Source organism: Shewanella sp. Actino-trap-3 (assembly GCF_002836275.1).
Taxonomy (GTDB): domain Bacteria; phylum Pseudomonadota; class Gammaproteobacteria; order Enterobacterales; family Shewanellaceae; genus Shewanella; species Shewanella psychromarinicola.
The window spans coordinates 1058348-1071212 of the sequence record NZ_PJCE01000001.1; the positions used below are offsets into that span (position 1 = coordinate 1058348).

A 12865-nucleotide genomic window follows, 5' to 3' on the forward strand; every position below is an offset into this window, starting at 1 on the left:
TTATTCTGTTTTTTAATATTGAGCATGAGTAATAAGCAAAATTCTTCTCTCGTGCGGGGTCAATTATGAAGAGGAGAATAAGGGGATTATGGAAAAATACGAGCAGCTGTTAATTTCATTACGCCGGGTGATCAGAGCCATTGACATACACTCGCGCCAATTAAATAAACTATCCGGTCTAACTGGACCGCAATTAATGGTAATACAAAAAGTTGATCAGCTTGAGGCGCCACTGGCTAAAAAAATTGCCCAAGAGATTAATTTAAGTGCAGCCACAGTGACGACCATTATTGACCGACTCGAAAAGCGTGGATTTGTAATTAGAACGCGCAGTGAAACTGACAAGCGTAAAGTTCACTTATCATTAAGTGAAGCAGGTAAAACACTGTTAAACAGTGCACCTAAACCATTGCAAGAACATTTTATTATGCGCTATCAGAATCTTGAAGAATGGGAACAAAGCCAATTATTGTCTGCAGTCGAACGTATTGCGACAATGATGGATGCCAATGATATTGATGCGGCGCCTGTATTGTACGTCGGCCAAATTCAAGTAGAAGATCAACCTCAATAAGTTCCCCCTTTCTTATCTATAGCGCGAGAACCATCTTGCGTTATAGGTATTGCAGCTGGCTAGCGTTTAATCTTAATATTTACCCCTTCGGTTGTCATGTGTTGTCATCTTTTTGAAAGCCATACTGTTTCAACGTCTGCAGTGCAAATCATAGTAAATATCAGCCTAACACCAAATGCTCGATTAAAGCGAGATGGTCGGCACCATAGTCTAGAGAGAACTAAGAAAAGTGAATGGCTAATTTCGTGCATCGATCTATGCAGATATATCAACACTCAGCATTAGCCACATATTAGCCACAGAAAGACTCAAGCGCACAAACATTGATATTATTACTACCCAGAATATAAAAGACGTGACGACTTTAACGTTTCAATAAGCTTGCGACTAAAATTGTTACTCACTTTTTCATAAAACCGATTAGCCAAATACGCTAAATAACTTAACGTTCAAATCACCATCATCAGTATCTCATACTCGCTATTTACACTTTGGTTACAAGGCGCGTTGGGCTAGAAGTCTCATCAAAATTAACCAATATAAAATTGATGATGTAGGATCGGCTCATTTATCCTTTCTGCTTTACACGCTAATCAGTTAGAAAAATTGCACGATTAAAGCCTTTAAAGTCAAACTGGAGTCGTTTAGTATGAGATGAGTATGTATTCCTTTGTGCTTATAACAACATGGGAGTGGTAATTGAAAAAAGTCAATATTATCCATGTGTTATAGAGAAGCTAGTGAGTCAACTTTTTTTACTGGTTGTGCTTTGGGGTATATTGGTAAATTTTAAAATTACATTTTGGAGAGAATCAATGTTAACTGTTATGAGAGCCCCATCTCGATATGTTCAAGGTGCTAACGCTATTTTGGAACTGGAAAAACACGTTTCCTCGATAGGCACAAAGTTCTATGTTGTAGCCGATGAGTTTGTCATGAATATGACCAAGGAAAAAATAGAACAGGCCTTTGGTGGTGATACTTCAAAATTGGTATTTGAAGAATTTAATGGCCAAAGTTCCATGACAGAAATTCGTCGTATCGAAGAATTACTTAAGATGAGCGGTTGTGATGCCATTATTGGGATAGGTGGAGGTAGAACATTTGATACCGTTAAGGCGGTTGGTCATTTTTCTAAAGTCTCAGTAATTATTGTACCAACCATAGCAGCAACTGATGCGCCATGTACTGCATTATCTGTTATTTATAATGATGAAGGAGAATTTAGCGAATATCTTTTCTATCCTAAAAATCCTGATGTTGTTCTGGTCGATTCTACCATTATCGCAAAAGCACCCGTACGTTTTCTAGTAGCAGGAATGGGCGATGCGTTAGGAACCTATTTTGAGGCCAGAACTTGCTTAAATACAAAATCTGCCAACCTTGTTGCTGGTGCGGTATCTCAAGCCGGTTTTGCACTGTCTAAATTGTGTTATGAAATATTGCGTGATTATGGCTTAAAAGCCAAACTTGCCGTCGAAAATGACGCAGTAACACCTGCGGTTGAAAAAGTGTTGGAAGCCTGTACTTATCTCAGTGGTGTCGGCGCTGAAAACGGTGGTTTAGCTACGGCTCATTCTATCTATAATGGTTTCACTATTCTTAAGCAGTGTGAAAAGACCATGCATGGTGAAATCGTGGCATTTGGCACATTGGTTCAATTGATCCTTGAAGATCAGCCAATGGAAGAAATTGAAAATGTGATCGATTTCTGTTTAACCGTCGGTTTACCCATTACGTTAAATCAGATTGGTTTAACAGATTACACCAGTGAAGAGTTGATGCGTGTTGCCCAAGCGGCTTGTAAGGAAGGAGAAACGATCCACAACACCCAAGGCGGTGTGACCGTTACTGAAGTTTACAATGCTATTGTGACTGCCAATGCGATGGGTGAAGAGTATCTGCAATTAGCTTAATTTTATAAGGTAACTCCCCATCATTATAAACCGGCCGAGATGTTAATCTTTTAATGTTAGGTCCCAATTCCAAACATAAAAAGCCCCAACTCATGTTGAGGCTTTTTTTTACCACTTTCTATTACTAGAGATTATAATGGTACCCGAGGCCGGACTATTCTTGATAACAAAGAGTGGCACGCCTGATGCTTAACAAGAGTGAGATGGATGTTCATCTTTATTCTTTACAACTAAATTCAAGATAAAAAAGCCCCAACTAATGTTGAGGCTTTTTTACACCATACTTACGTATGTAAATGATGGTACCCGAGGCCGGACTTGAACCGGCACGCTTATTCAGCGAGGGATTTTAAATCCCTTGTGTCTACCGATTCCACCACTCGGGCAAAGTGTTGTTTTAACCGTTACTAAAAGTAACCATTAAAAATATTGTGGAGGCGCAACCCGGAGTCGAACCGAGATAGGCGGATTTGCAATCCGCAGCATAGCCATTCTGCCATCGCGCCATGCTTTAACCAATTTCATCTCTATCGGATGAGAAAGAAATTGGAGCGACATATCGGGTTCGAACCGATGACCTATACCTTGGCAAGGTATCGCTCTACCAACTGAGCTAATGTCGCATATCTAACGCTTTAACGTTTCATTAATACTGCAGAAAAGGTATCGGCTTTCAACCTGTATCAACTGAACTAATGTCACATTTGTAACTCTTTAACGCTTCATTAATATTGCAGAAGAGGTATCGCTTTTCAACCTGTATCAACTGAACTAATGTCACATTTGTAACTCTTTAACGCTTAACAGCTAGAGAACGTTTCCCCTGACTGCGGAATGGCATTCTACCGTTTTAGCCCTGATAGTCAATCAATAAAAACAGATTTATTGCCACAAAATGACCGTTTGGTGCATAAAACAGCAGTATGATTAAATATATTACAAGGCGCATAAAAAAGCATCTCCAAAGAGATGCTTTATCATTAACTTTACGGGTAAGTACTCAATAAACAGACATATTAAGTATAAAGACTTTACTGATCGTCCCCATCACCTAAGGTTGATATTTATAACGTATTAATTTTTTGGTAATGACAATGTGGTTAAACCAAGCATTTTTTGCATAACACCAACAACTTGGCAGCTATAGCCAAACTCGTTGTCATACCAAACGTATAAAATAGCGCGCTTACCTTCAGCAATCGTCGCTTGAGAGTCAACCACACCCGCATAACGTGAACCAACTAAATCGCTAGATACAATTTCAGTTGACTCAGTAAAATCAATTTGATTCTGAAGTCCAGACTGTAATGCCACATCTTTTAAGTATTCATTCAGCTCATCACGATTAGTTTCAGATTGTAGATTAACACTGATGATAGCCATAGATACGTTAGGTGTTGGTACACGGATCGCGTTACCGGTTAACTTACCTGCTAATACAGGCAATGCTTTGGCAACGGCTTTAGCTGCACCCGTTTCAGTAATAACCATATTCAATGGTGCGCTGCGACCACGACGGTCAGCACTGTGGTAGTTATCGATCAGATTTTGATCGTTAGTATAAGAATGAATGGTTTCTACGTGGCCATTCTCAATACCGTATTTATCATTGACCGCTTTTAACACTGGAGTAATGGCGTTAGTGGTACAGCTTGCCGCCGATACAATGGTGTCTTCATCGAGAATATCATTTTCATTAACACCGAATACGATATTTTTAATCGCACCTTTAGCGGGTGCCGTTAACAATACTTTGGTCGCACCAGGGCTTTTAAGGTGTAAACCTAAACCGGCTTCATCTTTCCAAATACCGGTGTTATCCACGACTAAAGCATCGTTAATGCCGTACTGAGTGTAATCAACCTGGTCTGGAGAATTAGCGTAAATGATCTGAATGTAAGTACCGTTGGCAATGAGCGCGTTGTTTTCTTCATCCACTTCAACAGACCCATTAAACGGTCCATGTACTGAATCACGACGTAATAGACTAGCACGTTTTTCTAAATCGCTCTTTTTCCCACCCCGTAAAACAATGGCACGCAGACGCAATTTATTGCTCTTACCTGTACGTTCAATTAACAACCGGGCTAATAAACGGCCGATACGACCAAAACCGTAAAGAACAACATCACGAGGAGGGGTATCATCACCATGATTAACCGCTTCTGACAATTCGTGAGCCATATAAGCTTCAATACCGCTCGCATCCTTGTTATCACGCCAATAATTAATGGCTAATTTACCGATATCCACTCTGCAATGCTTGATGGCTAATTTGCTTAGTGCTACAACAAATGGGAAACTTTCACGAAGACGTAACTTTTCACCGACATGACGACGTACTAAACGGTGTGACTTAATGATTTCGATGGTTGATGCGTTTAGTAATGGTTTACCATATACCATTACTTCAATGCCTTGGTTACGATACAATTTTCCAAGCAACGGTTGCATTGCTTCTGCCATTTCGAAACGTTCTTGCCAGCTTTGTAAATGTTTATCTGCACTCATGTAGGGATCCTTTATCTCACTTTTCTATTATTTTCAGAAAGGTTTGAGTAACAATAAGAAAAGACCAATAATTTAGTATATTGTATGGGGACTACCCCTGTTGGTCGCCGACATTGTAATAAAATATACGCTATTTCGCTAGTAACAAATTTTCGGTAAATGTGTAATTTTATTAGACAATTCAGCTCTTGGAGACGTTTTTGAACCATAATTTTGTATTAATTACATCATTTACAGTTATTGGGGCATTTTTTGGTCTTTATGGCTGTGATAATGACCGTAATAGCGACCAAATTTGTAAAAATAATCCTGAACTTTGTAGCGATTTACACAAAGATAGTTGGTGTCGCTTTGAAAAAGCCGACTTAATCCGTCATCGATACGCGTTAAAACAAAGTTCATCGCCCACTGGTAAGCAACTGTATCAACAGCTCGTCCATCTAGAAGATTATAGTAAATGCATCGAATTGGCCGCTGGAGTGCAACATAAACTTAATACCTACCGTACTCGTGATCGCGAGCAAGCATTTGCGGTAAGCACCCAAACACTCGCTGAACTGCAAGAATTTACCCGCACTAATAATAATGTGCATTTAGCTTTTTATCGTTGGATGCGTTTCAACGACCAAGCCGGATTCACCATTGTAGAAGAAACCTATAAGCAAGGTAACCTCGTCGACAATGAAATTATTACTCAACTAGCCGCCTATTATGTGCGGGTCTCCCCTCGCGACGCTAAATCACTTTATTTGCATTTGTTATCCACATCAGAGCCAGCCAATGTCGATCCTGATTGGTTTTTAGCATTAGCCTCAATTTACCGCCAACAACAGGATAGTGAAAAAGAGTATCTGTTGACCAGAGCCAATTTGTTAATGAGCGAAAACCTTGCCGATGAGGAACAAGTATTAGCCATCATTAATAGTGATCATAAGCGCGCATTAGTTTTAGACCGCCAAGCAGTTGAATTAGTATCAACGGTAATGAGCAATAAATTTGCCAATAGTCACAGTGAAACATTATTGAGATAAACGACGATTTTACTGTTTATGTCAGCTTTTGTAGCAATAATTATTTATGTAAACTTACAAAAATGTGGTTAATTTATCTTCAAAACGGGCTAAATGTAAAAATAATACGACAATTACATCCTTTATTCGGCATATTTGGGTGATTTAACTTGATTATTATAGCCAGTTTGGTAATTTTACAACTAGGCGATCCACATGCCACCAAATTATTTTAACTTGAGGGATATGAGATGACTATCCGTGTAGCAATTAACGGCTATGGCCGTATCGGTAGAAATGTTTTACGTGCACTGTACGAAAGCGACAAAGATTACCCAATCGAAATCGTAGCATTGAATGATTTAGGTGATGCGTCAATTAATGCCCACTTAACTAAGTATGATACTGTACACGGTCGTTTCAACGCTAAAGTTGATCATGACGATGAAGCTATCTACGTCAATGGCGACAAAATCTTAACTTTCCAAGAACGTGACCCATCAAAGTTACCTTGGGCTGAGTTAAAAATTGATGTTGTTTTTGAATGTACTGGTATCTTTACTTCTAAAGAATCTGTGCAACCACACCTTACTGCAGGCGCAAAGAAAGTTATTATTTCTGCTCCAGGTAAGAATGTAGATGCAACCATCGTTTATGGTGTGAATAACGACATATTAACCTCAGACATGACAGTGATTTCAGGTGCATCATGTACGACTAACTGTTTAGCGCCTATGGCTAAGCCGTTAAATGATGAAATTGGTATTGAGTCAGGTCTAATGACCACAATCCATTCATACACTAACGATCAACGTTTATCTGACGTGTACCACACAGATTTACGCCGTGCTCGCGCTGCGGCAATGTCGATGATCCCAACTAAAACCGGTGCAGCTGCTGCAGTAGGCTTAGTGGTTCCTGAGCTTCAAGGCAAATTTGACGGATTAGCGGTACGTGTACCAACGATTAATGTGTCTTTAGTTGATTTAACCTTCTTAGCGTCTCGCGACACCACTATTGAAGAAGTTAACGCCATCATCACTCGTGCTTCACTGCAGTCTCCTATGTCTGAAGTGTTAGCGATTAATGAAGAACCATTAGTGTCTATCGACTTTAACCATAATCCTTTCTCTTCTAATTTCGACGCAACACAAACACGTGTTAACGGTCGTTTAGTGAAAGTGATGTCATGGTACGACAACGAGTGGGGTTTCAGTAACCGCATGTTAGACAACGCTGTTGCACTAATGAACGCTAAGTAATCTACCTTGTAGAGTCGCTTGTTGGATTTGGTTTAGCTTAAGAGCCTCGCATTTATTGCGGGGCTTTTTGTTGGCTGTTGGGTAAGCCGTGTACCCTTTGTGCTGGTGCTGGTGCTGGTGCTGGTGCTGGTGCTGGTGCTGGCAGGATTTTAGCTTCAACGTTACTGAAGTAGGTAACAAAAATGAATGTATCCATTAATGTCTAAAATGCCATCGCGATTATGTGGTGATGAAATTATAATCGTTACAACAAATTGCCACATAATTGAATCATGGTTATTCGAAGCACAAAATCGAGTCAAAAATTTGTTAGCTCTTGGTAATTATTATTAATTTAAAAAACAATACCTCTGACTATAACCTCAGCTGAACAATATTTTAATATCAGATATTTGTTGTTACTAAGCATTGGTATTATTTTAGATAACTCGATTCTGCTAAATAAAAAGCCGACTTGATGTCGGCTTTCATTTTTCTGTTCACACTAAACATTGCGCTTAGGCGTTGCCCTTCACTTTCATATTCAATTCTTTGGCAAAATCGAGCATGCGGGTGAGTGGGATGAGTGCTTTGATGCGCAGTTCATCGCTAACAAAGATTTCATGGTCAGTTTTGTCGGTATCAACCAATGACGCTTCGATAGCGGGTAAACCGTTCATGGCCATCCACGGGCAATGAGCGCAGCTCTTGCAGGTCGCGCCGTTACCACCGGTTGGAGCCTCGAGTAAGGTTTTACCTGGCGCCGCTTGCTGCATTTTATAAAAAATACCGCGGTCTGTGGCAACAATAAAAGTGTCATTAGGCATTGTTTGCGCAGCGTTAATGAGCTGGCTGGTAGAGCCAACGGCATCGGCAAGTTCAATCACACTGGCAGGTGATTCTGGATGAACAAGAACGGCTGCTGTTGGATGTTGCTTTTTAAGCTGGCGTAAGGCTTTGGCTTGAAACTCATCATGCACAATACAATCGCCCTGCCATAACAGCATGTCAGCGCCAGTTTGCTTATTGATGTAAGCGCCTAAGTGACGGTCTGGTGCCCAGATGATTTTTTTATCTTGGCTGTCTAAGTGCTCAACAATTTCAAGTGCAATACTTGAGGTTACCACCCAATCTGCACGGGCTTTTACTGCGGCAGAGGTGTTGGCGTATACCACCACGGTATGATCAGGGTGCGCATCGCAAAACTCACTAAAGAGTTCTATCGGACAACCTAAATCTAATGAACAGGTTGCTTCTAACGTTGGCATTAAAATGGTTTTTTCTGGGCTTAAAATTTTTGCGGTTTCGCCCATAAACTTCACCCCTGCGACAATTAATGTCTTTGCTGGGTGATCACGACCAAAGCGTGCCATTTCTAGAGAATCAGATACGCAGCCGCCGGTTTCTTCTGCTAAGGCTTGAATTTCAGGGTCGGTATAGTAATGGGCCACTAACACCGCATCTTTTTCAATCAGTAACTGCTTAATGTGTGCTTTATATTGTGCTTTTTCAGCGTCAGACAACACGGCAGGTTTAGGTGGAAACGGATACTCAATAGTTTCAATTTTAGGTGCCGACAAACTCATACAGGTTCCAAACGATTGACATTGTCCGGATATTATACAAAATCGTGGTTAAAAACAAAAGGACGCGTTAGCGTCCTTTTAGATAAGGTAGTGTATTAAACACTTAACAGTATTAGCGCATGGCTAAAAGCATTTCTTGCGGTTGTTCTAGGTAGTGTTTCCATAGATTACAGAAACGGGCAATGGTGCCGCCATCAATGACGCGGTGATCGCCTGACCAACTCACTTGCATGATCTTACGTGCTTCAACTTCGCCATTGGCGTTAAAGCGCGGCAATACCTGCAATTTACCCAAAGCCACAATCGCCACTTCAGGTTTGTTGATAATGGGTGTTGCCACCGTACCACCTAGAGCACCAATGTTAGAAATCGAAATAGTGCCGTCTTTTAAATCTGCTGGTGATACTCGTCCGCTGCGCGCGGCAGTCGTTAAGCGAGTAATATCAGCGGCGATTTCTAAAATCGATTTACGTTGAACATCTTTGATATTAGGTACAAGTAAACCCACTTTAGAGTCAACGGCCATACCAATGTTATGACGTGACTTGTAGGTGAGTTCAGTGCAATCGGCATTCACTTGGCTATTTAATATCGGAAATTCCGTAATTGCTAACGACATGGCCTTCATAAAGAAGGGCATCATGGTGAGCTTCACTTCATCGGTTGAATAACGTTGCTTCATGCTTTCACGCAAAGCCACTAATTCGGTTAAATCAAACTCTTCACAGTAAGTAAAATGCGGGATAGTCGATACCGACTCTACCATCATCTTCGCCATGATAGCCTTCACGCCTTTGATGGGCTCGACTCTATCGCTTGCTCCAGCATAGCTAACAGTAGGGCTATTATTTATTTGACCAGCTTGATTTTCTAATTGACCACCGACTTGACCACTTACTTGATTAGCTGAAGATGACACTGGCGTTGTGCTTACAGCAGCTTGGGTGGAACTTGCCCCCTGCTGATGACGTTCAATGTCTTCTTTATAAACACGGCCATTTTTGCCAGTACCCACAACCATAGCAATATTAATGTCTCGCGAGCGGGCCATGCGGCGTACCGCCGGACTGGCTAACGCTTTACCTTGTGCAACAGGTTCAAGATTACCTTGTGGCGCAGCAACTTGAGCTTGTTCAGCAACCTCTACCGTCGCGGACTGAGTATGACTATCCGCTGCCACTTTAATGGCAAATAAAGGCGAGTGAACTTTAGCGAGCTGTCCTTTGCGATAATGCAGTTTGACAATTTTACCGGCTTTCATTGCAGGTATTTGCACTAAGGCTTTATCGGTCATCACATCAGCAATAGGCTGATCTTCAACAACCATATCGCCTTCTTTTACTAACCAATCAACCAATTCACATTCAACAATACCTTCGCCAATGTCTGGCAATAAGAATTCTTCAATGTTTGATTGGCTGCTTGAGGTGGCGACAACAGCATTACTGTCGTTAACGCTTGTGTCATTAATGGCGGTATCGCTCACCGCTGTGACTTCAGCAACCGGCGCGTCAGTGACACTATCGCTCTCTTCACCTTCCATTTCTACTGCGTACAATGGTTGATGCACAATGGCTATTTCACCTTTAGCGTAGTACAGCTTAGTAATTTTTCCGCCATGGGGCGCTGGAATTTGCACTAACGCTTTATCAGTCATTACATCTGCAATCGGCTGATCTTCAGTGACCATATCACCTTCACTGACTAACCAATCAACTAATTCGCATTCCACCACACCTTCGCCGATGTCGGGTAAAATAAAATCTTTAATCATATCTTACTCCTAATAGGCCACTGTGGCTTTGATGGCTTCGAATGTCTTTAACTCATCTGGCATGTATTCTTTTTCATGCACTAATGGATAAGGCGTATCTAATCCGCACACACGGCTGATGGGTGATTCAAGTGATAAGAAGCATTCTTGCTGAATAGTTGCGGCAATTTCACCGGCAAAACCTCCGGTTAATGGCGCTTCATGGTTAATCAGCAAACGACCTGTTTTGGTCACTGATTTTGCAATAGTTTCAACGTCCCATGGCGCTATGGTGCGTAAGTCGATAATTTCACATGAAATACCTTCTTTCTCGGCACGTTCGCAGGCCTTTTCAACGATGTCCATCTGTGCCCCCCAAGCCAAAACAGTAATATCACTGCCCTGTTTAACCACTTGTGCTTTACCTAACTCAATGACGTAGTCGCCAGCGGGCACTTCGCCAACAGAGGCACGATACAAACGTTTAGGTTCAAAGAAAATCACTGGGTTTGGATCGCGAATAGAGGCCAATAACAAGCCTTTAGCTTGTTCAGGATTACGTGGAATGACCACCTTTAAACCTGGCGTTTGCGTAAAATACGCTTCCGGTGATTGGGAGTGGTAATGACCACCTGCGATACCACCACCATAAGGTGTGCGGAACGTTAACCCACCTACATCGAATTGATTGCCGCTGCGGTATCTGAATTTTGCTGATTCATTAACGATTTGATCGAATGCAGGAAAAATATAATCAGCAAACTGAATTTCAGCAACTGCGGTCATACCATAAGAGGCTAAGCCATTAGCAAAACCCGCAATACCTTGTTCAGTCAACGGCGTGTTAAAACAACGGTCGCGACCAAATAGTTCTTGCAGGCCCGAAGTGGCACGAAATACCCCACCGAAGTGACCAACGTCTTCACCAAAAATCACCATGCGCTCGTCGGCAGTCATGGCTATTGATAGCGCCTCATTAATGGCGTGTAACATATTCATTTGAGCCACGGTTTAGAGTCTCCCTGCACTTTTTGGATAGGCTTTTGGATACTTATTGATATGCTCTTTCAACTCTTTCAGCTGCTTTCTCAATGCTGGAGTGGGTTTATCAAGCACGTCTTCGATGATCTCGTCTAATTTCGGAACAGGTAACTTTTCAGCCACTTTAACCGCTGCGAGGACTTCTTCCCGATAACGTTCGAACAATTTGGCTTCATCGGCTTCGGTGAGCCAATCTTTATTGATCATCCATAATTTAAAGCGTTTAACTGGATCGTGTTGTTGCCATTTGGCCTCTTCATCTTTTGAACGATAACCCGATGGATCGTCAGATGAAGAATGCGCACCCAAGCGATACGTCATCGCTTCAATTAATACTGGTGCATTGTGCTCAAGTGCATAGGCACGAGCTTGTTGAGTTGCCGCTAACACCGCAAGCATGTCATTACCGTCAACACGAATGGTGTGCATACCGTAACCGACTCCACGACTGGCAATACCATTGCCGGAGTATTGTTCTTCCGTTGGTGTTGAAATGGCATAACCATTATTGCGGCAGAAGAAAATCGTCGGCGATTTCAGCACTGCAGCCATGTTTAAACCAGCATGGAAGTCACCTTCTGACGCGGCGCCTTCACCAAAATAACAAATGGCCACGTTACGTTTACCTTGCAACTTCATACCGTAAGCCACACCTGTGGCTTGTGGGATTTGGGTTGCCAATGGTGACGAAATCGTTTGGTAATTCAGTTCACGGCTGCCGTAATGGATCGGCATTTGACGACCTTTACCTAAATCTTTTTCGTTACTGAACATTTGGTTCATAAATTGTTCAGTCGTAAAACCGCGATACCGCAATGATGCGTGTTCACGATATTGAGCCAAAATGACGTCATCTTTATCTAACGCGGCGGTACTGCCTATAATTGAGGCTTCTTCACCGGTACAGGTCATGTAAAAACTAATACGCCCTTGACGCTGTGCACCCAACATACGCTCGTCTAATACGCGTGTAAAAATACACGTATCAAAGATTTTATCAGCCAGAGCCTTGTCGATTACCGGTAAAACCGCGTTTTCATACGTGGTGCCATCGGCTTGCAAAATACGCAAAATGGGAATGTGCAATGACGCTTTGTCTAAGAAGCTGACACGGTGCACTGTTTCATTGGTCAGTGGTGCGTTGCTCATATTATGCTCTTGTTATTGTTGAACCATGTTCAATATAAACACGGCTCTATTTATACTATGCTAGTAGACATTACGTTAACGTAA

Annotated in this window: 10 protein-coding genes and 3 tRNA genes; 4 read left to right on the forward strand and 9 right to left on the reverse strand. The window is 41.7% G+C overall.

All coding sequences use genetic code 11. The features are described from left to right. The first annotated feature begins 88 nt into the window (after positions 1-88). Together CXF80_RS04505 and CXF80_RS04510 are read left to right on the forward strand one after the other, a co-directional pair. Positions 89-574 carry a MarR family winged helix-turn-helix transcriptional regulator gene (locus CXF80_RS04505; protein ID WP_101031639.1) on the forward strand — a complete coding sequence of 162 codons (486 nt, stop codon included), beginning with the start codon at positions 89-91 and terminating at the stop codon, positions 572-574. A gap of 740 nt (positions 575-1314) precedes the next feature. After that, positions 1315-2490: a glycerol dehydrogenase gene (locus CXF80_RS04510; RefSeq protein ID WP_232772041.1), complete on the forward strand. Its 1176-nt coding sequence runs from the start codon at positions 1315-1317 to the stop codon at positions 2488-2490. A 300-nt stretch (positions 2491-2790) separates the two neighbouring features. On the opposite strand, the gene CXF80_RS04515 is transcribed toward CXF80_RS04510, so the two are convergent. The 4 genes from CXF80_RS04515 to CXF80_RS04530 all read right to left on the reverse strand — a co-directional run bounded on the left by CXF80_RS04515 (position 2791) and on the right by CXF80_RS04530 (position 5001). Beyond that, positions 2791-2876, reverse strand: a tRNA-Leu gene (locus CXF80_RS04515). A gap of 46 nt (positions 2877-2922) precedes the next feature. Then, positions 2923-2996: transfer RNA gene (locus tag CXF80_RS04520), tRNA-Cys, on the reverse strand. A gap of 41 nt (positions 2997-3037) precedes the next feature. Further along, positions 3038-3113 (reverse strand) — tRNA-Gly (locus tag CXF80_RS04525). A 451-nt stretch (positions 3114-3564) separates the two neighbouring features. After that, positions 3565-5001: a glyceraldehyde-3-phosphate dehydrogenase gene (locus CXF80_RS04530; RefSeq protein ID WP_101031643.1), complete on the reverse strand. Its 1437-nt coding sequence runs from the start codon at positions 4999-5001 to the stop codon at positions 3565-3567. A gap of 200 nt (positions 5002-5201) precedes the next feature. Between CXF80_RS04530 and CXF80_RS04535 the strand changes: the two genes are divergently transcribed. Further along, positions 5202-6032, forward strand: coding sequence for a DUF2989 domain-containing protein (locus CXF80_RS04535; RefSeq protein WP_101031645.1), 831 nt, complete (start codon positions 5202-5204; stop codon positions 6030-6032). A gap of 230 nt (positions 6033-6262) precedes the next feature. After that, the gene (gene gap / locus CXF80_RS04540) at positions 6263-7273 is read left to right on the forward strand and encodes a type I glyceraldehyde-3-phosphate dehydrogenase (protein WP_101031647.1); all 1011 of its coding nucleotides are present in this window, start codon (positions 6263-6265) and stop codon (positions 7271-7273) included. A gap of 52 nt (positions 7274-7325) precedes the next feature. On the opposite strand, the gene CXF80_RS20035 is transcribed toward gap, so the two are convergent. From CXF80_RS20035 to CXF80_RS04560, 5 genes are all read right to left on the reverse strand, one after another. Then, on the reverse strand, positions 7326-7469 hold the full coding sequence (locus CXF80_RS20035) for a hypothetical protein (RefSeq protein ID WP_157822177.1): 144 nt from the start codon (positions 7467-7469) through the stop codon (positions 7326-7328). A gap of 301 nt (positions 7470-7770) precedes the next feature. After that, a complete protein-coding gene (gene nadA, locus CXF80_RS04545) occupies positions 7771-8838 on the reverse strand; it encodes a quinolinate synthase NadA (protein WP_101031649.1) in 1068 nt (355 codons plus the stop codon). Positions 8839-8950: 112 nt separating this feature from the next. Further along, complete coding sequence (locus CXF80_RS04550) at positions 8951-10612, reverse strand: dihydrolipoyllysine-residue acetyltransferase (protein WP_101031651.1); 1662 nt, start codon at positions 10610-10612, stop codon at positions 8951-8953. A gap of 9 nt (positions 10613-10621) precedes the next feature. Next, a complete protein-coding gene (locus tag CXF80_RS04555) occupies positions 10622-11599 on the reverse strand; it encodes an alpha-ketoacid dehydrogenase subunit beta (RefSeq protein WP_101031653.1) in 978 nt (325 codons plus the stop codon). A gap of 3 nt (positions 11600-11602) precedes the next feature. After that, positions 11603-12781: a thiamine pyrophosphate-dependent dehydrogenase E1 component subunit alpha gene (locus CXF80_RS04560; protein WP_101031655.1), complete on the reverse strand. Its 1179-nt coding sequence runs from the start codon at positions 12779-12781 to the stop codon at positions 11603-11605. Positions 12782-12865: the final 84 nt, after the last annotated feature.